Below are 21621 nucleotides of genomic sequence, written 5' to 3'. Positions count from 1 at the left end.
CAGACCGTGGTGCGGACCCCTCGTCGGGTCCGCGTGCGGAAGATCCGGGGGCCGGGGTCTGCGCTCGCGCGCGGACCGGCCGCCGGCACAAGGGAAAGACGGGCGGTGAGCCGGAGGGACGAGAATGGTGGGACTTGAGCATTATCTGACGGTATCGGCCGCGCTGCTGGTGATCGGGATCTTCGGCATCTTCCTCAACCGGAAGAACGTGATCGTGATCCTGATGTCCATCGAGCTCATGCTGCTCGCGGTGAACATCAACCTCGTGGCCTTCTCGAGCTTCCTCGGGGATCTCACGGGGCAGGTGTTCACGCTCTTCGTGCTGACCGTGGCCGCGGCCGAGGCCGCGATTGGGCTTGCGATCCTCGTCACCTTCTTCCGGAACCGCGGCACCATCGACGTCGAAGACGTCAACGTGATGAAGGGCTGAGGCACATGGCAACGATCATCCTTCTGGCGCCGCTCCTCGGCGCGCTGATCTGCGGCTTCGGCTGGCGTCTCATCGGTGAGCGGGCGGGGCAGATCATCGCCACCGCGCTCGTCTTCCTCGCGGCGCTGCTGTCCTGGATCATCTTCCTCGGCTTCGACGGCGAGATGTATCAGGTCGTCCTGCTGCGCTGGATCGAGAGCGGCTCGCTTTCGACCGAATGGGCGATCCGCATCGACCGGCTGACCGCGATCATGCTGGTGGTTGTGAACACCGTCTCGGCGCTCGTGCACCTGTATTCCTTCGGCTACATGGCGCATGACGACAACTGGAACCACCACGAGCATTACAAGGCGCGCTTCTTCGCCTATCTGTCCTTCTTCACCTTCGCGATGCTGACGCTGGTGACCTCGGACAACCTCGTGCAGCTCTTCTTCGGCTGGGAGGGTGTCGGTGTCGCCTCCTACCTGCTGATCGGCTTCTACTACCGGAAACCCTCCGCCAACGCGGCCGCGATCAAGGCCTTCGTGGTGAACCGCGTGGGTGACTTCGGCCTCGCCCTCGGCATCATGGCCCTGTTCTTCCTGGTGGATTCGATCCGTTTCGACGATGTCTTCGACGCGGTGCCTCAGCTTGCGCAGACCAACGTCACCTTCCTGTGGACCGAATGGAATGCCGCGAACCTGATTGGCGTGCTGCTTTTCATCGGCGCGATGGGGAAATCGGCCCAGCTCGGCCTGCACACCTGGCTTCCCGATGCGATGGAGGGCCCGACGCCCGTGTCGGCGCTGATCCACGCGGCGACCATGGTGACCGCGGGTGTGTTCCTCGTCTGCCGCATGTCGCCGCTCTATGAGTTCGCGCCCGACGCCCAGACCATGATCGTCGTGGTCGGCGCCACCACCGCCTTCTTCGCGGCGACCGTTGGCCTCGTGCAGAACGACATCAAGCGCGTGATCGCCTATTCGACCTGCTCGCAGCTTGGCTACATGTTCGTCGCGGCCGGCGTGGGGGTCTATTCGGCGGCCATGTTCCACCTCTTCACCCACGCCTTCTTCAAGGCGATGCTGTTCCTTGGGGCGGGCTCGGTCATCCATGCCATGCACCACGAGCAGGACATGCGGAACTACGGCGGGCTGCGCCACAAGATCCCGCTGACCTTCTGGGCGATGATGATCGGCACCTTCGCCATCACCGGCGTCGGCATCCCGCTGACTCACATCGGTTTCGCCGGGTTCCTCAGCAAGGACGCAATCATCGAGAGCGCCTTCGTGGGCTCCTCCTATGCCTTCTGGCTGCTGGTCGTGGCCGCCTGCTTCACCAGTTTCTATTCCTGGCGGCTGATCTTCCTGACCTTCTTCGGCACACCGCGCGGCGATCACCACGCCTATGATCATGCGCACGAAAGCCCGAAGACCATGCTGATCCCGCTGGGCGTCCTGGCGCTCGGGGCGGTGTTCTCGGGGATGATCTGGTACAATTCCTTCTTCGGCGACCACAACCGCGTGGCCACATGGTTCGGCATCCCGCATCACGCGGCCTCCTCGGAAGAGGGCGCAACCCACGCCGAGGCCGCGGCCGAGGACGGAGCCGAGACCCAGGCCGCCGACGAGGCGCTGCCCGAGGCCGGCAACCTGGCCGGTGCCGGCGAGGCGCCGAGCGCGGCCGAGACCGAGGCCCATGCCGAGGTGGCCGGGCTTGGTCCGATCGGCGCGATCTACATGGGCCCCGAGAACCATGTCATGGACGAGGCGCACCATGCGCCGGTCTGGGTCAAGGTCTCGCCCTTCGTGGCCATGCTGATCGGCTTTGCCTTTGCCTGGCTCTTCTACATCGCCAAGCCGTCGCTGCCGGGGGCGCTCGCGCGGAACCAGCGTCCGCTCTACCTCTTCCTGCTGAACAAGTGGTATTTCGACGAGCTGTATGACGTGATCTTCGTCCGTCCGGCCCGGTTCATCGGCCGCTTCCTGTGGAAGCGGGGCGACGGGGCGGTGATCGACGGCGCGATCAACGGGCTTGCGCTGGGGATCATCCCGGCGCTGACCCGGCTCGCCGGTCGCGTGCAGTCCGGCTACATCTTCCACTATGCCTTCGCCATGTTCCTCGGCATCGCGATCCTCATTACCTGGATGACGCTCACGGGGGGCGCGCACTGATGGAAAACCTGCTGTCGATCATCACCTTCATCCCGCTGGTGGCGGCGCTGATCATGGCGCTGTTCCTGCGGGGCGAGGACGCGGCCGCGCAGCGGAACGCGAAGTGGCTGGCGCTGCTGGCCACCTCGGCGACCTTCCTCGTGTCGCTCTTCCTGCTGGCGGGCTTCGACCCCGACAACACCGGCTTCCAGTTCGTCGAGACCTACGACTGGATCGCGGGCCTGAAATACAAGATGGGCGTGGACGGCATCTCGATCCTCTTCGTGATGCTGACCACCTTCCTGATGCCGCTGACCATCGCCTCGGCCTGGGAGGTCGAGAACCGGGTCAAGGAATACATGATCGCCTTCCTGGTGCTCGAGACGCTGATGATCGGCGTCTTCTGCGCCCTCGACCTTGTGCTCTTCTACCTGTTCTTCGAGGCGGGCCTCATTCCGATGTTCCTCATCATCGGGATCTGGGGCGGCAAGGAGCGGATCTACGCGGCCTTCAAGTTCTTCCTCTACACGTTCCTCGGCTCGGTCCTGATGCTGATCGCGATGATCGCGATGTACTTCGACGCGGGCACGACCGACATTCCGACGCTGATGGCGCATGAATTCTCGTCGGGGACGCTGTCGATCGCGGGCTTCCAGATCGTCGGCGGGTTGCAGACGCTGCTGTTCCTGGCCTTCTTCGCGAGCTTCGCCGTGAAGATGCCGATGTGGCCGGTGCACACCTGGTTGCCGGATGCGCACGTGCAGGCGCCGACGGCGGGCTCGGTGGTGCTGGCGGCGATCCTGCTGAAGATGGGCGGCTACGGCTTCCTGCGCTTCTCGCTGCCGATGTTCCCGGTGGGGTCGGACCTGCTGTCGCCGCTGGTGCTGTGGCTGTCGGCGATTGCCATCGTCTACACCTCGCTGGTGGCGCTGGCGCAATCGGACATGAAGAAGCTGATCGCCTATTCGTCGGTCGCGCACATGGGTTATGTGACCATGGGGATCTTCGCCGCGAACCAGCAGGGCGTGGACGGGGCGATCTTCCAGATGCTGTCGCACGGCTTCATCTCGGGCGCGCTGTTCCTGTGCGTGGGCGTGATCTATGACCGGATGCACACGCGCGAGATCGACGCCTACGGCGGCCTCGTGAACCGGATGCCGGCCTATGCGCTGATCTTCATGTTCTTCACCATGGCCAACGTGGGGCTTCCCGGCACCAGCGGGTTCGTGGGTGAGTTCCTGACCCTCGTCGGCATCTTCCAGGTCAACACCTGGGTGGCGATGGTGGCCACGACCGGCGTGATCCTCTCGGCGGCCTACGGCCTCTGGCTCTACCGCCGCGTGGTCTTCGGCGAGCTGGTGAAGGAGGCCCTGCGCACGATCCGCGACATGGACCGGCGCGAGAAGGCGATCTTTGCCCCGCTCGTGGCCATGACGCTGCTGCTCGGCGTCTATCCGAGCCTTGTAACCGACATCATCGGGCCCTCGGTGGCCCGCCTGACGAGCGACTACCAGTCCGCGGCCGCCCTGTTCGAGGCGGGCTCGCGGCTGGCCATGGAATGAGGGACGTACGATGACCTCCGCTGACTTCTCGACCGTCCTTCCCGAAGTGGTGCTCGCCACCGCCGCCATGATCGGCCTGATGGCCGGGGTCTATGGCGGCAAGGACCGGACGACCCCCGTCATGACCTGGGCCATCTCGGGCCTGATGCTGCTCCTGGCGGTCTGGATCGGCTTTGGCGGTTCGGGCTCGCGCCTGGCCTTTGGCGGCATGTTCATCGAGGATCCGTTCTCGCGCTTTGCCAAGGTCACGATCCTCGTTTCGGCGGCGGCGGTGCTGCTGCTCGGGCAGGATTACATGCAGCGCCGCGACCTCGGCCGGTTCGAGTTTCCGATCCTCGTCGCGCTCTCGGTGACCGGCATGATGATGATGGTCTCGGCCGGCGACCTGATCGCGCTCTACATGGGGCTCGAGCTGCAGAGCCTCGCGCTCTATGTCGTGGCCTCGCTGCGGCGCGACTCGGTGAAATCCACCGAAGCGGGCATGAAATATTTCGTGCTGGGCGCCCTGTCGTCGGGCCTCCTGCTCTACGGCGCGTCGCTCGTCTATGGCTATGCCGGCACGACGCTCTTCTCGGGCATCATGCTGACGCTGAACGAGGGGGTTCCGCTAGGCCTGTTGTTCGGGCTGGTGTTCATGCTGTCGGGCCTCGCCTTCAAGGTCTCGGCCGCGCCGTTCCACATGTGGACGCCGGACGTCTATGAGGGATCGCCGACCCCGGTCACCGCCTTCTTCTCGACCGCGCCCAAGGTGGCGGCGATCGCCCTGATCGCGCGGACGGTGCATGACGCCTTCGGTGGCATCCCGATGGATTGGCGGCAGGTGCTGGCGGCGCTGGCGGTGGCCTCGATGTTCCTCGGCTCGATCGCGGCGATCGGACAGCGCGACATTAAGCGGCTGATGGCCTATTCCTCGATCGGCCACATGGGCTATGCGCTGGTCGGTCTGGCCGCAGGCACGGCCGAGGGCGTGCAGGCCATGCTGCTCTACATGGCGATCTACACGACCATGAACATCGGCACCTTCGCCTTCATCCTGTCGATGGAGAAGGACGGCCGGCCGGTCACCAGCATCGACAGCCTGAACATGTTCGCCAAGCGCGAGCCGCTGAAGGCGCTGGCGGTGCTGATCCTGATGTTCAGCCTGGCCGGGGTGCCTCCCTTCATCGGCTTCTTCGCCAAGTTCTACGTCCTGAAGGCCGCGGTGAGCGCGGGGATGGCCTGGCTTGCGATCCTCACGGTTCTGGCCGCGGTGATCGGCGCCTACTACTACATGCGCATCGTCTATTACATGTATTTCGGCAAGGAGACCGATCCGGTCGAAAGCCGGATGGACGGGGTGCAATGGTCCATGCTGATGGGCGCGGCCGCGATCAACGTGCTGGGCGTGATCAACATGTTCGGGCTCGAACCCCTCGCGGCGGTGGCGGCCGAGACGCTTGTCCGCTGATCCCTGGCCGGAGGGTGTGGCGCGCCACGCCCTCGAGACGGTTGACAGCACCAACGCGATGGCCGCCCGCCTCGCGCCCAGCCTGAGCGGGCCGGCCTGGATCCAGGCCGGCGAGCAGACGGCGGGGCGGGGGCGGCGCGGGCGCCATTGGACCTCGCCGCGCGGCAATTTCTACGCGACCTACCTCATGCATCCGACCGAGACGCCCGAGGTGGTGGCGCTGCGGTCCTTCGTGGCGGCGCTGGCGCTGCGCGATGCTTGCGTGGCGCTGACCGGCCTTCCGCAAGCCTTCGCGCTGAAATGGCCGAACGACGTGCTGCTGAACGGCGGCAAGCTCGCCGGCATCCTGCTGGAGAGCATCGGGCAGGGGGCGCGCGTGCAGCATCTGGCCATCGGCATCGGGGTGAACCTGATCGGCGCCCCCGCGGTGGCCGAGGTCGAGCCGGGCGCGGTGCCGCCCGTGAGCCTTCTGGCCGAAACCGGCCTGCGTGTCGATCCGGTGGCCTTCCTCGACCGCCTCGCCCCCGCCTATGCCCGGCGCGAGGAGAGCTTTGCCCGCTATGGTTTCGGCCCCACGCGCGAGGCGTGGCTGGCCCATGCCGCCCGTCTGGGTGAGCCCATCCGGGCACGCACCGGCCACGACCTGCGCGAGGGCATCTTCGAGACGGTGGACGCTTCCGGCGCTTTGGTGTTGAAGACACGCGACGGCCGCGTGGCGATCCCGGCGGCCGAGGTGTTTTTCTGAAGGTGACGGAATGCTTCTGGCGATCGACTGCGGCAACACGAACACGGTCTTCTCGATCTGGGACGGCACGCAGTTCCTGGCCACCTGGCGCATCGCCACCGATCACAAGCGCACGGCCGACGAATACCATGTCTGGCTCTCCACTCTCCTGAGCCTGACGAGGATCGAGGCGCGGATCACCGAAGCCGTGATCTCCTCGACCGTGCCGCGGGTGGTGTTCAACCTGCGCGTCCTCTGCAACCGCTATTACGACTGCCGCCCGCTGGTGGTGGGCAAGCCGGAATGCCGGCTGCCGGTCGCGCCCCGCGTCGATCAGGGCACCACGGTCGGGCCGGACCGGCTGGTGAACACGGTCGCGGGCTATCACCTGCACGGCGGCAACCTGATCGTGGTGGACTTCGGCACCGCCACCACCTTCGACGTGGTGGACGCCGACGGCGCCTACATCGGCGGCGTGATCGCGCCCGGCGTCAACCTCAGCCTCGAGGCGCTGCACATGGCGGCCGCAGCCCTGCCGCATGTCGACGTGACCAAGCCCCCGCACGCCATCGGAACGAATACGGTGGCCTGCATCCAGTCGGGGGTGTATTGGGGCTACATCGGCCTCGTCGAGGGCATCGTTCGCCAGATCCGGCTCGAGCGGTACGCCCCGATGAAGGTCATCGCCACAGGGGGCCTGGCACCCTTATTCGACCAGGGATTCGATCTGTTCGACAAGGTGGAGGACGATCTGACCATGCAGGGTCTCGTCCTGATCCACCAATACAACAAGGAACTGGAATGAGTGCGAACCGGCTGATCTACCTGCCGCTCGGCGGAGCGGGCGAGATCGGAATGAACTGCTATGTCTATGGCTATGGCCCCGAGGGGCGCGAGCGGCTGATCATCGTCGATCTGGGCGTGACCTTTCCCGACATGGAGACGACGCCGGGCGTCGATCTCATCATGCCGGACATCTCCTGGCTGGAAGAGCGTCAGGACCGGATCGAGGCCATCTTCATCACCCACGCGCACGAGGACCACATCGGCGCGCTCGGCCATCTCTGGCCGCGGCTCAAGGCGCCGGTCTATGCCCGCCGCTTCACCGGCACCATCGGGCGGTTGAAGTTCGAGGAACACGGGCTGCCCGTTGACCGCATCAACATCGTGGGCGCGCGCCCCGAGGTGGTCGAGGCGGGCCCCTTCGAGGTGCAGTTCGTGCCGGTCTCGCACTCGATCCCCGAAAGCTCGGCGCTGGTGATCGACACGCCCGCGGGCCGCATCGTCCATTCGGGGGATTTCAAGCTCGACCGTTCGCCCGTGGTGGGCGAGCCCTGGGCCGATGAGACCTTCCGGGCGATCGCGGCGGAACGTCCCGTCAAGGCGCTGATGTGCGACTCGACCAACGTCTTCTCGCTGCATCCCGGCCGGTCCGAGGCGACGCTCGCCGATCCGCTGCGGGCGCTGATCGCGGGCGCGCGTGGCATGGTGGTGGCGACCACCTTCGCCTCGAACGTGGCGCGGCTCAAGACGCTGGCCGAGGCCGCGGCGGCGTCCAATCGCTCGATCTGCCTTCTCGGGCGCGCCATGCGGCGCATGGTGCAGGCGGCGCAGGAAAGCGGCGTGCTGTCCGGCTTTCCCCAGGTGGTGAGCCCCGAGGAAGCGGCCGAGATCCCGCGGCAGAACCTGATGCTGATCGTGACCGGCAGCCAGGGCGAGCGGCGCGCGGCCTCGGCCCAGCTTGCGCGGGGGAAATATCTCGGGCTCGAGATGAAGGAGGGCGACCTCTTCCTCTTCTCCTCCAAGACCATCCCCGGCAACGAGCGCGGCGTGCTGCGCGTCGTCAACGCCTTCTCCGAGATGGGCGTCGATGTCATGGATGATGCGGGCGGGCTCTACCATGTCTCGGGCCACGCGAACCGGCCGGATCTCGAGCAGGTGCATACGCTGCTCTGGCCGGAGGTGCTGGTGCCGATGCATGGCGAGCACCGGCACCTGCGCGAGCATTCCCGCATCGCGGCGGCCAAGGGGATCACCTCGGACGTGATCACCAACGGGATGCTGATCGACCTGACGCGCGGGTTGCAGGTGGCGGAATATATCGACACCGGCCGGACCTACCTCGACGGCAACGTGCTGATCGGCGCACGCGACGGCGTGGTGCGCGACCGGATCCGCATGGCCCTGAACGGCCATGTGCTGACGACCGTGATCCTCGACGAGCAGGACGAGCCGCTGGGCGAGGCCTGGGTGGAACTCATGGGCCTGCCCGAGCGGGGTCGGACCGGAAAGGCGCTGTCCGAGACGATGGAGGAGGAACTCTCCGACTATCTCGGCCGGGCGGGTGCCAAGGTCATGCGCGACGACGACAAGCTCGACGAGGCGATCCGGCGGATCGTTCGGCAGGTGTCGATGGAAGAGATCGGCAAGAAGCCCGAGGTGACGGTGGTGGTCAGCCGCCTGATGGAGGGCTGAGGAGGCGAGGGGGGCTCAGGCTGTCCCCCTGTCGTCCGATGGTCCGGACGCAGGCTTGAGCTGCCCCCGGACCGCTCGACCGGCCTGAGGATCAATCCACAAGCGTTCCGGCCGCACCACCCACGAGGGCGCCGGGGGGGCCGGCGACGACGGCGCCTCCCAGTGCGCCCGTGGCGGCACGTTCGGTGTCGTTGCTGCCGCAGGCGGCAAGGGCGAGCAGGCCCGCCAGCGGCAGGGCGATGGAGAGGCGGTTCATGGCAGCACCTTTCGTTGCGTGAGGATGCCCCTCAACGCTCAGGTCGCCAATTCGTTTCCCATGAATGAGGGCATGGCAGCGCCGCGCGGGCGCTGCCGGAGCGGGCTCAGTCCTCGCCCTGACCGGCGAGAACCTCGTCCGCGCTGTCCGCGGCCGGCTCTTCCTCGTCCAGCGCCGTGAGGCTCGCGATGCGGAAGCTGCGCAGCAGGAAATCCGGCACATGGTCGCCCATGCCAACCACGCGCTCGTCGCGGCGGTCGCGGTCCCGACGGCCACGGTCCTCGCGGCGCTCGTCCCGCTTGGGAGCACGCTCCTCGCGCACCGGCACCTCGGGCACCTCTGCAACGGCGGGCTCGACGGCCTCCGCGCGCGGCTCCTCGCGGCGGTCCCGCTCGCGGTCACGGCCGCGGCGGCTGCGGCCGGGCCGCTCGCCACGCGCACTTTCCCGCTCGGGCCGGTCGGGACGGTCCTCGAGGCTGAAGCCCTCGGGCAACTCGCCGCGCGGGATCGCCTGCTTGACGAGGCTCTCGATGGCGGCAAGGTGCTTGTCGTCCGACGGCACCGCGATGCTGAAGGCCTTGCCCTTGCGGCCCGCGCGTCCCGTCCGCCCGATGCGGTGGACGTAATCCTCGGGGTGCGTCGGCACGTCGAAGTTGAAGACATGGCTCACGGCCGGGATGTCGAGACCCCGCGCCGCCACGTCGGAGGCGACCAGCAGGTGCAGCGTCCCGTCGCGGAAGCCGTCGAGCGTCTTCGTGCGCTGCGACTGGTCGAGGTCACCATGGATCGGAGACGCGTTGAAGCCGTGCTGCTTCAGCGACTTGGCCACCACATCCACGTCCATCTTGCGGTTGCAGAAGATGATCGCGTTGGTGCAGGCCTCGCCCTCGGCGCGGATCAACGCGCGCAGGACGGCCCGCTTGTCGGCAAAGCTGCGCTCTTTCCGGGTGGGGGTGATCTGGATGAGCTTCTGCTCGATCGTCTCGGAGGTGGTGGCCTGGCGCGCCACCTCGATCTTCACCGCGCCGGTGAGGAAGGTGTTGGTGATCCGCTCGATCTCGGGCGCCATGGTGGCCGAGTAGAAGAGCGTCTGGCGCGTGAAGGGGGTCAGCGAGAAGATGCGCTCGATGTCCGGGATGAAGCCCATGTCGAGCATCCGGTCGGCCTCGTCCACCACCATGATCTGCACGCCGGTCAGGAGAAGCTTGCCGCGCTCGAAATGGTCCAGCAGGCGGCCGGGGGTGGCGATCAGAACGTCCACGCCGCGATCGATCAGCTTGTCCTGCTCGGTGAAGGAGACGCCGCCGATCAGCAGCGCCTTCGAGAGCTTGGAATGCTTGGCGTAGATGTCGAAATTCTCGGCCACCTGGGCGGCCAGTTCGCGGGTCGGGCAGAGCACGAGGCTGCGCGGCATCCGCGCGCGGGCGCGACCCTTGCCGAGAATGGTGATCATCGGCAGCGTGAAGCTCGCGGTCTTGCCGGTGCCGGTCTGGGCGATGCCCAGCACATCCTTGCCTTCCAGCGCATGCGGGATGGCCTGCGCCTGAATCGGGGTGGGCGTTTCGTAGCCGGCTTCCTGCACGGCCTTCAGCACGCGGGGATCCAGCGCGAGGTCGGAGAACTTGGTCATTAGCATCCTGTCAATGCGGTATCGGACCGCATGGTACTCAAGGGGACGCTGATGGTCCGGGCGTCCCGGCGTCTTTCGGCCCTCATGGCCTGCGGGCGCCTTAGCCCAAATTGTCCCGAGGGTCAAGGTTCGGGCTGCATTTGCCGCCTCGCCGCCGTCTTTTGTCCCTTCCGGGCCGCGGTTCACGGGCCCGCGCGCCCTGGAGGCGCGCGAAGAGCAGGGGCCAGGGGCCGCACCCCGGCACGTCCTGCCTCAGACCATCATCTCCTTGGTCGCGGTCAGCCTGACCTCGGGGTGGTCGCGGCTGACGCGGTCGATGTCCCACTGCAGGCGGGTGAGATAGACAAGATCGCCGTCGCTGTCATGGGCGATATGGCCCTTGTTGACGTTGACGAAGGCCTCGACCGCGGCTTTCGGCCCCATGACCCAGCGCGCCGAAGTGAATTGCGAGCCCTCGAAGCGGACGGGAAGCGAATATTCCAGCTCGATCCGGCTGGCGAGAACGTCGAACTGCAGCGCGCCCACCACACCCACGATGAAGCCCGATCCGATCATCGGCTTGAAGACCTTGGCCGCGCCTTCCTCGGCAAACTGCATCAGCGCCTTTTCGAGGTGCTTGGCCTTCATCGGATCGCCGGCGCGCACGCCCTGCAGAAGCTCGGGCGCGAAGGAGGGGATGCCGGTGAAGCGCAGGCTTTCACCCTCGGTCAGCGCATCGCCGATCCGCAGCTGTCCGTGGTTCGGGATGCCGATGATGTCGCCGGCCCAGGCTTCCTCGGCCAGTTCGCGGTCGGCGGCCAGGAACAGTACCGGGTTCGTCACCGCCATCGGCTTCTTCGACCGCACATGCAGCAGCTTCATCCCGCGCTCGAAATGCCCCGAGGCGAGGCGCACGAAGGCCACGCGGTCGCGGTGCTTGGGGTCCATGTTGGCCTGCACCTTGAAGACGAAGCCGGTCACCGGGGTTTCCTCGGGGGCGATGCCGCGCTCGGCCGCCTTCTGCACCTGCGGCTCGGGGCCGAATTCGCCCATGCCGGTCATCAGCTCCTTCACGCCGAAGGAGTTGATGGCCGAACCGAACCAGATCGGAGTCAGGTGACCTTCGAGGAAGCTCTGCCGGTCGAAGCGGGGCATCAGCTCGGCCACCATCTCCAGATCCTCGCGCAGCTTGGCCAGCAGGTCCGCGGGGATATGCTCGGCGAGCTTCGGATCGTCCAGCCCCTCGATCTTGATCGATTCCGCCACGCGGTTGCGGTCGGCGCGGTCCATCAGCTCGAGCCGGTCGTGCAGGATGTCGTAGCAGCCGAGGAACTCGCGCCCCATCCCGATCGGCCAGGAGGCCGGCGCCACGTCGATGGCGAGGTTCTGCTGGATCTCGTCGATGATCTCGAACGTGTCGCGGCTTTCGCGGTCCATCTTGTTGCAGAAGGTCAGGATCGGCAGGTCGCGCAGGCGGCACACCTCGAAGAGCTTGCGGGTCTGGCTTTCCACGCCCTTCGCGCCGTCGATCACCATGATCGCGGCATCGACGGCGGTCAGGGTGCGATAGGTGTCCTCGGAGAAGTCCGAGTGGCCGGGGGTGTCCACCAGATTGAAGCGCCACGGACCGAAGTCGAAGCTCATGGCCGAGGCAGAGACCGAGATCCCGCGCTCCTTCTCCAGCGCCATGAAGTCCGAGCGCGTGCGCCGTGCCTCGCCCTTGGCGCGCACCTGACCCGCCATCTGGATCGCGCCGCCGAACAGCAGGAACTTTTCGGTCAGCGTCGTCTTGCCGGCGTCGGGGTGCGAGATGATCGCAAAGGTCCGGCGGCGGGCAATTTCGGCAGGGAGGGCGGGGCGGTTCGACTGGTCCAGCATGGGGCGCGATATAGCCGCTGGCCTGCGGCTTGGGAAGCGCGTCCTGAGCCTCCGCTGTCGCATGCGGCCGCCCGTTCCGGGTTTCGCGGCCGGGGAAGGGCTGCTAAGCCGGGTGCGGAAAGATGAATGGGAGAGATGACAATGGATCTGGGCATTCGCGGCCGCCGCGCGCTGGTCTGCGCCTCGTCGAAGGGTCTGGGGCTGGGCTGCGCGCGGGCGCTGGCCGAGGCTGGGGTCGATCTGGTGATGAACGCCCGAGGCGCCGAGGCGCTCGAGGCGGCGGCCGAGGATCTGCGCGCCCGCCACGGCGTCTCCATCACCACCATCGCCGCCGACATCGTCTCCGACGAGGGCCGGGCGCGGGTGCTGGAGGCGGCCGGATCGGTGGACATCCTCGTGACCAACGCCGGGGGGCCGCCGCCCGGCAATTGGGCCGACTGGACGCGCGACGACTTCATCCGCGCGCTCGACGCCAACATGCTGACGCCCATCGCGCTGATGACGGCGCTTCTGCCCGGCATGATCCACAAGGGCTGGGGTCGGGTGGTCAACATCACCTCGCAGTCGGTGCGGGCGCCCATTCCGGCGCTCGGGCTGTCGAACTCGGCGCGGGCGGGGCTGACGGGCTATGTCGCGGGCACCTCGCGGCAGGTCGCGCAGCACGGCGTCTGCATCAACAACCTCCTGCCGGGGATCCACGACACGGACCGGGCCGAGGCGCTCGATCGCAATGTGATGAAGGCGCAGGGCATCAGCTTTGACGAGGCCCGGGCGCAGCGGGCGGCCGCGATCCCGACCCGGCGCTACGGGCAGGCCGAGGATTTCGGCGCGGCCTGCGCCTTCCTCTGCTCGGAGCAGGCGCGCTTCATCGTGGGGCAGAACCTGCTGGTGGACGGCGGCGGCACCAACCTGACCGTCTGAGGCGTGCCGGCGGAGCCGCCCCAGGGGCGGGCGGCCCCGCGTGGCTAAGGGTTGAAATGGTCGCTGAAAGCGGCCAGAACCGTCCCGATGGAAATGGTCGGACAGAGCGTGCGTCAACTCCCTCCCAGCCCCCCGCGCCTGAAGGTCGAGCATCTGACGCGCGCCTTCGGCGGCAGCCCCGTCGTCGAGGACGTGTCGCTCGAGGTGGCTGCGGGGCAGGTGGCCTGCCTCCTCGGCCCTTCGGGCTGCGGCAAGTCCACGACCCTGCGGATGATCGCGGGGGTCGAGCAGCCCGACAGCGGCCGCATCTGGTTCGACGGGCAGCCGGTGTCGGACGGCGGGCTCTTCCTGCCGCCCGAGGCGCGCTCGGTCGGCCTGATGTTTCAGGATTTCGCGCTCTTCCCGCACCTGACGGTCGCGCAGAACGTGGCCTTCGGCCTCCGCGGCGGTCGCGAGGAGAAGGACCGGCGGGTTGCCGAACTGCTCGAGAGGGTGAACCTCGCCGGATACGGGCGCAAGCACCCGCACCAGCTGTCGGGCGGTGAGCAGCAACGGGTGGCGCTGGCGCGGGCGCTGGCGCCAAGGCCCAAGGTCATGCTGATGGACGAGCCCTTTTCGGGTCTCGACAACCGGCTGCGCGACGGGATCCGCGACACGACGCTCGAGATCCTGAAGGAGGAGGGGGCGGCGGTCCTGCTCGTGACGCACGAGCCCGACGAGGCCCTGCGGATGGCCGACGAGATCCTGCTCATGCGGGCCGGGCGGATCGTGCAGCGCGGCTCGCCCTACAACGTCTACAACGCGCCGGTGGATCGGGCGGCGGCGGCCTTCTTCTCGGACATCAACGTGATCCACGGGATCTCGCGCGGGGCGCTGACCGAGACGCCCTTCGGCGAGTTCCTGACGCCGGGACATGCCGACGGGGCCGAGGTCGAGATCATCATCCGGCCCCAGCATCTCAGGATCGACTTCGACCGGAACGGGCGCGGGCCGAACCCGACGCCCGCCGAGGGCACGGCCGCACGGGGACGGGTGCTGCGGGCGCGTTTCCTCGGCCGCGAGAGCCTTGTCGAGTTCGAGATGGACAGCGACGGCTCGCGTCTGACGGCCTCGGTGCCGAACGTGTTCCTGCCCAGGCCCGGGACGCCGCTCTGGCTGATGATCCGGCGCGACCGCTGCTTCGTCTTCCCGGCGCGCCGCTGACTGATATGCTGCCCGATCATTGCGTTGCGCGGGGAACTTCATGCGATGAGCGAAGCCGCGGGCCGGTTCGGCGGCGCTTGCGGTCGCTCTGGGAACCTTGTGCGGGCGCAAGCACGGATACAAAAAAGACGGAGCCGCAGCGAAAGGGTCTTTGATCCGGGGGCGCGAACCAATAAATGGGGGCAGTGACGAAGCGAGGCCGCATGTCGGCCGCAGGAGACGCGAGATGCTCAACAATATCGGTTTGCCCGGCCTGCTCCTCATCGCGGTGGTGGTGCTCGTGCTGTTCGGACGCGGCAAGGTGAGCTCGCTCATGGGCGAGGTTGGCAAGGGGATCAATGCCTTCAAGAAAGGCGTCAAGGAAGAGACCGCCGAGATCGAGAACCGCCCCGAGACGACGCGTGACGTGACGCCCGCCTCCGAGCGCGACAAGGTCTGATCGGCGCCCGATGTTCGACATCGGCTGGAGCGAACTGCTCGTCATCGGCGTCGTGGCGCTGATCGTGGTGGGTCCCAAGGATCTTCCCGAAATGTTCCGCACGCTCGGCCGGATGACGGCCAAGGCCCGCAACATGGCGCGCGAGTTCCAGCGCGCGATGGAGGCGGCGGCGGACGAGACCGGCGTCAAGGACGTGGTGAAGGACGTCAAGAACGCGACCTCGCCGCGCAGCATGGGTCTCGACGCGATCAAGGACGCGGCCGAACGGTTCGAGAAGTGGGACCCGATGAAGCCGCAGCCGTCCACGCCGAAGCCTCCGGCGCAGGCGGGCACGATCCCGGCGGCGCAGGCTCAGCAGGGGCCCGGGGCTGCAGCCGTGACGGCTCCGGCGGCCGCCGCACCCGCCGCGCAGGCGTCCGCGCCGGCCGATCGCAAGAGTGACGAATGAGCCGCGACACAAAAGACGACATCGACAGTTCCAGTGCTCCGCTGATCGAGCATCTGGCCGAACTCAGAACCCGGATCCTGATCTCGCTGGGCGCCTTCGTGGTGGCGATGCTGGTCGCCTTCACGGTCTGGAATCCGATCTTCAACTTCCTGACCCACCCGATCTGCGATGCGCTGGCCGCGCGCGGGCAGGATTGCGGGCTTGTCCTGATCAAGCTGCAGGAAGGCTTCTTCGTCGCCATCCGCATCTCGGTGATGGGCGGCATCATGCTCTCCTTCCCGGTGATCGCCTGGCAGATGTGGCGGTTCGTGGCGCCGGGGCTCTACCGGAACGAGAAGGCCGCCTTCCTGCCGTTCCTGATCGCGTCGCCGATCATGTTCGTGCTGGGGGGGCTCTTTGCCTTCTATGTGGTGCTGCCGATCGCCTTCGACTTCTTCCTCGGCTTCCAGCAGTTCATGACCGAACAGCCGGGTGCCGAGGGCGAGGAGGGCCGCCTGCCGCTCGCCGGCGTGGTGTTCCAGGGCTCGATGGAGCAGTATCTGGCGCTGACCTCGAACTTCATCCTGGCCTTCGGCCTCTGCTTCCAGCTCCCTGTGTTGCTGACGCTGATGGGCAAGGCGGGGCTGGTCACCTCGCGCGGGCTGGGCTCGATGCGCAAATATGCGGTCGTGCTGATCCTTGCGGTGGCCGCCCTGGTCACGCCGCCGGACATGATGTCCCAGATGATCCTGTTCGGCGCGGTCTATCCGCTCTACGAGATCTCGATCTTCCTGATCAAGCGGATGGAGCGCAAGCGCGAGGCCGAGCTGCGGGCGCAGGGCCTCTGGTTCGACGATGAGGAAGGGGACGGCGCGGCATGACGGACCCGCTGGAGCGGATCGCGGCGGCGCTCGAACGGATGAGCCCGCCGCCGATGCCGGCCCCCGATTTCGCCTCGGCCGACGCCTTTGCGTGGCACACCGCGCCGGACCGGCTCGAGCCGGTCGAGCGGGTGGCGCGGGTGGACCTTTCGCTTCTGGTGGGGGTCAACCGGGCGCGCGACATCCTGTTTGCGAACACCGAGCATTTCGCCCGCGGCCTGCCGGCCAACAACGCGCTGCTCTGGGGCGCGCGTGGGATGGGAAAGTCCAGCCTTGTCAAGGCGATCCATGCCGCGGTTGTGGCGCGGGGCCTGCCGCTCAAGATCGTGGAGCTCAGCCGCGAGGATCTGCCCTCGGTCCAGCGGCTGCTCAAGCATCTGCGCTCGGCACCCTTCCGCTTCATCCTCTTCTGCGACGACCTGTCGTTCAGCCACGATGACCAGCATTACAAATCGCTCAAGGCGGTGCTGGACGGCGGGATCGAGGGGCGGCCCGAGAATGTGATCCTCTATGCGACCTCGAACCGCCGGCACCTCATGCCGCGCGACATGATCGAGAACGAGCGATCGACCGCGATCAGCCCCTCCGAAGCGGTGGAAGAGAAAGTGTCGCTCTCGGACCGCTTCGGGCTGTGGCTGGGCTTCCATCCGTGCTCGCAGGACGAATATCTCGAGATGATCCGCGGCTATTGCGCGGCGCACGGGCTGTGCGTCGCCGAGGAGGAACTGCGGGCCGAGGCGATCGAATGGCAGGCCACACGCGGCTCGCGTTCGGGGCGGGTGGCCTGGCAGTTCTTCACCGATCTCGCCGCGCGCCACGGCGTCGCGCTCTAGGGCAGCCGTGGGCTGAACCGACCGAGGAAAGACAAGGCGGCCGCGGAACATGACGTTCCGCGGCCGCCTTGTCTTTCAAGGGTCTGATCCGGCGCGACTATTGCAGGTAGGGCATCGGGTCCACGCTTTCAAAGCCCTTGCGGACCTCGAAATGGACGAAGGGCGGATCGGCCGCGCGGACCACGGCGATCTGCTGGCCCCGCTTGACCGTTGCGCCCTTGGCGACCTTGATGCCGTCGATGTTGGCATAGACCGTGAGCAGATTGTCCGGGTGCCGGATCACGAGGATCGGCACCTGATCGGTGTCCTGCGTGATGGCGGCGACCGTCCCGTCGGCCGCGGCGGCGACGGGGGTGCCGACGGCGGCCGAAATGTCGATGCCGTCGTTCTTCTTCTTCACATAGCCGCGGATGATCTTGCCTTGCACCGGGAAACCGAGCCTCGAGGCCGAGGCCGACGTCCGCTGCGCCCCGAGGTCGGGCGAGGCGGGCTGGTTGGCGGGCTTCGAGGCCGGGGTGGTCGACTCGGCCGGCAACGGCTTGGCGGCCGAGGGCGGTGTGGGCGTGGGCGAACCGACCCCCGGCACCGTGACAGGCGTCACGTTCGGCGCAGGCGCAGGCGCGGGCGGGGCCGCCGCGGCTGTCGGGATGATGAGATACTGGCCCTCCCGCACCCCCAGATCGGCGCCGAGACCGTTCCAGTCCGCCAGCGCCTTGGCCGAGACATTGTAGCTCCGCGCGATGGAATAGGCGGTCTCACCGCGCACGACCCGATGGCGCACGGGCTCGTCCGCCGTGCGCGGGGTCGCCGCAACAGGGGCGGGGGCGGCTGCGGAGGCCGGCGCTGCGGCCGGCACGGGCGCGCCGCTTCCGGCGCGGTCGAGGGCCGTGGTGGCGATGGCCGTCACATCGACGCTCGACGGGCTTGCCGTGGCCACGGGCGCGGCCATCACCGGGGCGGGCGCCATGGCCGGGGCGGCCGCAACCCGCTGCGGCAGGGCCACGACCTCGCCCGCCCGGAGCGGGTTCTGCGGGGCCAGCGCGTTGTAGCTGGCGACCTGCACCGGATCGAGCCCGAGGCGCCCGGACAGGGAAGCCACCGTATCGCCTTGCCGCGCCACGGCGACCTGATAGTTCGGATAGGAGATCACGCCCCGATCGTCGGGGCGTGGCCGCGGTGCGGTGGCCGCGCGGGCGGCCTCGGAGGTGTTGAGCGCGCCGGGGCGACTGCGGAGGTCCCAGTCAAGCTCGGAGGTGTTGCAGGCGGCAAGGATGGTCAGCGTCGCCGTCATGCAGAGGGCACGCGCGAGCGGGGGTCGGTGGAACATGCTCTGCCTCTCGTCTTGCAGTCCGGGTTGGTCCCGGAGCTTGTCATGCCTCCGGGTTGGTTCCCGAAGCCGTGTCGGACGCCGCCGGCGCCGGTGATGCGATCCGGGCAGCAGGCCGGAGCGCCCGTCAGTCGGTCCCGATCCCTTCGATCAGCGGCACGAAGCGCACCGGGCGAAGTTCCTCGTAGTCGTAGCCCTGCTCGAGCCGCGTCACCTTGATCAGGTTCTGCACGGCGTCGGTCTGCCCGACCGGGACCACCATGATACCGCCGATCTTGAGCTGTGCCAACAGGGGCCCCGGCGGATCCTCGGCGGCGGCGGTGACGAGGATGCGGTCGAAGGGCGCCTGTTCCGGCAGGCCGAAACTGCCGTCGGCGGCCAGGGCGGTGATGTTGGTCAGCCCCAGCCGATGGAACAGCTCGGTCGCTTCCCGCACCAGCCGCCGGTGGCGATCGACGGTGTAGACGCGGCGCGCAAGCTGGCTCAGGATCGCGGCCTGATAGCCCGATCCGGTTCCGATCTCGAGCACCTTGTCGCGCGGATTGATCGCCAGCGCCTGGCTCATCAGCCCCACGACCGAGGGCTGGCTGATGGTCTGGCCGCAGGCGATGGGAAGCGGCATGTCCTCGTAGGCGCGGTCGGCGAAGATGCCCCGGACGAAGGCGCCGCGGTCGATCCGCTCCATCGCGGCGAGCACGCGGGCATCGGTGACGCCGCGCGAGCGGACGGCGAACAGGAACCGCATCTTGCGCTCTGCCGGATCCTCCTCGTCCGGGCCTGCAGTCATCCGATCAGCGCCTCCAGCTCCGCAAGCCGGTCGTGCGCGGTCAGGTCCGCACGCATCGGGGTGATCGAGATGTAGCCGTCGAGGTTCACGGCGGCGTCGGTGCCGGGCAGGGTGGGGCTGTGCTGCGCGCCGCCCCGGATCCAGAGGAAGCGGCGTCCCGAGGGGGACATGTGCGGCTCCACCCCGAAGGAGGTGTCGCGCCGGAAACCCTGCGCCGCGACGCGCTGGCCACGCACGCCGGCCGCAGGCTTGGGCGGGAAATTCACGTTGTAGAAAAGGCGATAGTCGCCGTCGTCCCAGAGCCCCTTTTCCAGAAGCAGCCGCACGATCCGCGCGCCATGGGTGCGGGCGCCTTCGAACGGATCGGCCAGCCCCTCGGTCTCGGGCCCGAGGAACTGCGACAGGGCGATGGCGGGCAGACCCTGCAGCGCGGCCTCGAGCGCGCCGCCGACCGTGCCGGAATAGAGGACATTCTCGGCCGAGTTGTTGCCCCGGTTCACGCCGGACAGCACGAGGTCCGGGCGGGCGCCCTGCAGCACGTCATAGAGCGCGGCGAGCACGCAGTCGGCCGGGCTGCCCTCCGCCGCATAGCGGCGCGGTGCCAGCTTGGCGATCATCATCGGATGGGTGTAGCTGATCGCGTGAGAGACGCCCGACTGCTCGAAGGCGGGGGCAACCGTCCAGACCTCACCGTCAGGCCCGGCGAGGTCCCGCGCGATCCCCTCGAGCACCTCGAGCCCCGGAGCATTGATGCCGTCGTCGTTGGTGATCAGGATGCGCATTGGGTTCTCTCTTTGCCGATCATCTGCTTAGACGAGCGGTGCGCGAGCGTAAAGCCGTGCACGACGGCCAGGCCGGCGCTGTGTCTTCAGGGCCCGCAAGATTGTCGGGAACCGTTCGACATGTGCGGTGTTGATCGCACGCTGCCTCACCGGACCTTCGGGTCCGGCGGGTGGCCTCATGCCCAAACCTTGATCGTCAACCGGAGATGCCGACTTGCTGCAGTGCGGGAAGAAACTGAATGCGGCCGCAGAAGCGAGGATCCGCCTGTGTGGTCTGCCGGATCTTGATCTTTCCGCGGCTTTCGCGGCGGCTGCGCCGAGGCGGGCCGCGGCGATGCCGCTCACCATCGCGTGCGGCGCGGTTCCTCTACCGAGGGGTGTCCGCAATACTTCCTTGGGTTGCGGTGGGTTGCAGGATTTCGACGGTGATGATCCACCATTCTACAGCTTGAAAAATGCGCGGAATCATTGAGGATGGGAGGCACTTGGGGCGTGGCCGGGAATCGCATCCACCTAAAGGGGCAGCCCCGTAATCGTATTGCTTACAGGTCTCTCTTTTTCGCAGGTGCAGCAAGAATCCGCAGATGCACGATCGAGAAACCGCCCTCAAAATGGGCACGCCTTGACATATCGGCTGAAGCGAGGAAAATTGTTGTTCTAATTTGTACAATATTCGACCCGGAAGACTTGGCACGACATGACTCAGCATTTTCTGGATTAAAGTCGGTCCGTGCCTGAGTGGCGACGCTCGAAAGCAACAGGTGTTTCATGGAATTCAATCCGCAATCCTCTTTGGCGCCAGACAACGTCAGTTCCGACCACATCTACCTGTCGTCCCTGGCGCCCGTTGCCGGCGCGGAATCGGGACCGGTCGGGGGGCTGGCCAAACGCATTATCGACATCCTGATCGCGGTGACCGCGCTGATCGCGCTGGCGCCGCTGATGATCGGCGTGGCGCTGATCATCTGGCTCAGCAGCAACGGGCCGATCCTCTACGGGCATCAACGCGTGGGCTTCGGTGGCCGGACCTTCCGCTGCTGGAAGTTCCGCTCGATGGTGGTGGACGGCGACGTGGTGCTCGAGCGGCACCTGCGCGCCAATCCCGAGGCGCAACGCGAATGGGAGCGTGACCGCAAGCTCCGTCAGGATCCGCGGGTGACGCCGATCGGGGCCGTGATCCGCATGCTCTCGATCGACGAGCTGCCGCAGCTCTTCAACATCCTGTCCGGCGAGATGAGCGTCGTCGGGCCGCGCCCGGTGGTGGCGGCCGAGCTGCGCCGCTACCGCGGCTCTGCCGGCCATTACCTGCGGACCCGCCCCGGCCTGACCGGCATGTGGCAGGTCAGCGGCCGGAGCGATCTGAGCTATCGGCAGCGCGTGCTCCTCGACCGCTACTACGTGATGCGCTGGAACGTTCTTGCGGACGCGGCGATCATCCTGCGGACGGTGCCGGCGGTTCTGCGCTCGCGCGGCTCCTGCTGAGCCGTCAGTCAAGGTCTGGCCAGCGG

The 21621-nt window shown here is 67.4% G+C and carries 20 protein-coding genes; 14 read left to right on the top strand and 6 right to left on the bottom strand.

Annotated features, from left to right (window positions below; genetic code table 11):
* Positions 1-124: 124 nt before the first annotated feature.
* The 7 genes from nuoK to LV780_RS08835 are packed head-to-tail and all read left to right on the top strand — an operon-like array spanning position 125 to position 8770.
* Positions 125-430, top strand: coding sequence for an NADH-quinone oxidoreductase subunit NuoK (gene nuoK / locus LV780_RS08865; protein ID WP_002719678.1), 306 nt, complete (start codon positions 125-127; stop codon positions 428-430).
* A 5-nt stretch (positions 431-435) separates the two neighbouring features.
* A complete protein-coding gene (gene nuoL, locus LV780_RS08860) occupies positions 436-2583 on the top strand; it encodes an NADH-quinone oxidoreductase subunit L (RefSeq protein ID WP_108220497.1) in 2148 nt (715 codons plus the stop codon).
* Positions 2583-4124 carry an NADH-quinone oxidoreductase subunit M gene (locus tag LV780_RS08855; RefSeq protein ID WP_108220498.1) on the top strand — a complete coding sequence of 514 codons (1542 nt, stop codon included), beginning with the start codon at positions 2583-2585 and terminating at the stop codon, positions 4122-4124. Before nuoL ends, LV780_RS08855 begins: the two co-directional genes overlap by 1 nt.
* Positions 4125-4134: 10 nt before the next feature.
* The gene (gene nuoN / locus LV780_RS08850; RefSeq protein ID WP_011909003.1) at positions 4135-5571 is read left to right on the top strand and encodes an NADH-quinone oxidoreductase subunit NuoN; all 1437 of its coding nucleotides are present in this window, start codon (positions 4135-4137) and stop codon (positions 5569-5571) included.
* Positions 5561-6316 carry a biotin--[acetyl-CoA-carboxylase] ligase gene (locus LV780_RS08845; RefSeq protein ID WP_108220499.1) on the top strand — a complete coding sequence of 252 codons (756 nt, stop codon included), beginning with the start codon at positions 5561-5563 and terminating at the stop codon, positions 6314-6316. Before nuoN ends, LV780_RS08845 begins: the two co-directional genes overlap by 11 nt.
* A gap of 10 nt (positions 6317-6326) precedes the next feature.
* The gene (locus tag LV780_RS08840; protein WP_108220500.1) at positions 6327-7100 is read left to right on the top strand and encodes a type III pantothenate kinase; all 774 of its coding nucleotides are present in this window, start codon (positions 6327-6329) and stop codon (positions 7098-7100) included.
* A complete protein-coding gene (locus tag LV780_RS08835) occupies positions 7097-8770 on the top strand; it encodes a ribonuclease J (RefSeq protein ID WP_011909000.1) in 1674 nt (557 codons plus the stop codon). Before LV780_RS08840 ends, LV780_RS08835 begins: the two co-directional genes overlap by 4 nt.
* 91 nt (positions 8771-8861) lie before the next feature.
* Here LV780_RS08835 and LV780_RS08830 read toward each other — a convergent pair whose 3' ends face one another.
* The 3 genes from LV780_RS08830 to LV780_RS08820 form a co-directional block, all read right to left on the bottom strand.
* Positions 8862-9026, bottom strand: a complete 165-nt coding sequence (locus tag LV780_RS08830; RefSeq protein WP_085996573.1) for a hypothetical protein — start codon at positions 9024-9026, stop codon at positions 8862-8864.
* 106 nt (positions 9027-9132) lie between these two features.
* Entirely contained in the window at positions 9133-10656 is a 1524-nt protein-coding gene (locus LV780_RS08825; protein WP_181318464.1) for a DEAD/DEAH box helicase, read from the bottom strand.
* 252 nt (positions 10657-10908) lie between these two features.
* Positions 10909-12513 (bottom strand): peptide chain release factor 3, encoded by a 1605-nt coding sequence (locus LV780_RS08820; protein ID WP_108220502.1) that lies wholly within the window; start codon positions 12511-12513, stop codon positions 10909-10911.
* Between the two features lie 141 nt (positions 12514-12654).
* On the opposite strand from LV780_RS08820, the gene LV780_RS08815 reads away from it, so the two are divergent.
* The 6 genes from LV780_RS08815 (at position 12655) to LV780_RS08790 (ending at position 17217) form a co-directional block, all read left to right on the top strand.
* Positions 12655-13434: an SDR family oxidoreductase gene (locus tag LV780_RS08815; protein ID WP_108220503.1), complete on the top strand. Its 780-nt coding sequence runs from the start codon at positions 12655-12657 to the stop codon at positions 13432-13434.
* 87 nt (positions 13435-13521) lie between these two features.
* Complete coding sequence (locus LV780_RS08810; RefSeq protein ID WP_181318465.1) at positions 13522-14637, top strand: ABC transporter ATP-binding protein; 1116 nt, start codon at positions 13522-13524, stop codon at positions 14635-14637.
* Between the two features lie 226 nt (positions 14638-14863).
* Positions 14864-15076, top strand: coding sequence for a twin-arginine translocase TatA/TatE family subunit (tatA, locus tag LV780_RS08805; protein ID WP_011908995.1), 213 nt, complete (start codon positions 14864-14866; stop codon positions 15074-15076).
* A gap of 10 nt (positions 15077-15086) precedes the next feature.
* Positions 15087-15524 carry a Sec-independent protein translocase protein TatB gene (gene tatB, locus LV780_RS08800; protein ID WP_011908994.1) on the top strand — a complete coding sequence of 146 codons (438 nt, stop codon included), beginning with the start codon at positions 15087-15089 and terminating at the stop codon, positions 15522-15524.
* Entirely contained in the window at positions 15521-16384 is an 864-nt protein-coding gene (tatC, locus tag LV780_RS08795) for a twin-arginine translocase subunit TatC (RefSeq protein WP_101340333.1), read from the top strand. The genes tatB and tatC overlap by 4 nt, the downstream gene beginning before the upstream one ends.
* Positions 16381-17217, top strand: coding sequence for an ATP-binding protein (locus LV780_RS08790; protein ID WP_108220504.1), 837 nt, complete (start codon positions 16381-16383; stop codon positions 17215-17217). Before tatC ends, LV780_RS08790 begins: the two co-directional genes overlap by 4 nt.
* 97 nt (positions 17218-17314) lie before the next feature.
* Here LV780_RS08790 and LV780_RS08785 read toward each other — a convergent pair whose 3' ends face one another.
* From LV780_RS08785 to surE, 3 genes are all read right to left on the bottom strand, one after another.
* A complete protein-coding gene (locus LV780_RS08785; protein WP_011908991.1) occupies positions 17315-18544 on the bottom strand; it encodes a M23 family metallopeptidase in 1230 nt (409 codons plus the stop codon).
* Between the two features lie 127 nt (positions 18545-18671).
* Entirely contained in the window at positions 18672-19331 is a 660-nt protein-coding gene (locus tag LV780_RS08780) for a protein-L-isoaspartate(D-aspartate) O-methyltransferase (protein WP_011908990.1), read from the bottom strand.
* Complete coding sequence (surE, locus tag LV780_RS08775; RefSeq protein ID WP_011908989.1) at positions 19328-20113, bottom strand: 5'/3'-nucleotidase SurE; 786 nt, start codon at positions 20111-20113, stop codon at positions 19328-19330. Before surE ends, LV780_RS08780 begins: the two co-directional genes overlap by 4 nt.
* Before the next feature lie 768 nt (positions 20114-20881).
* Here surE and LV780_RS08770 point away from each other — a divergent pair.
* Positions 20882-21595 carry a sugar transferase gene (locus LV780_RS08770; RefSeq protein WP_011908987.1) on the top strand — a complete coding sequence of 238 codons (714 nt, stop codon included), beginning with the start codon at positions 20882-20884 and terminating at the stop codon, positions 21593-21595.
* The last annotated feature ends 26 nt before the right edge of the window (positions 21596-21621 follow it).

This window comes from Cereibacter azotoformans (genome assembly GCF_021391315.1).
Classification (GTDB): domain Bacteria; phylum Pseudomonadota; class Alphaproteobacteria; order Rhodobacterales; family Rhodobacteraceae; genus Cereibacter_A; species Cereibacter_A azotoformans.
The sequence above is the reverse complement of the archived record's forward strand: the minus strand, read 5'-3'. Positions and strand labels throughout refer to the sequence as shown.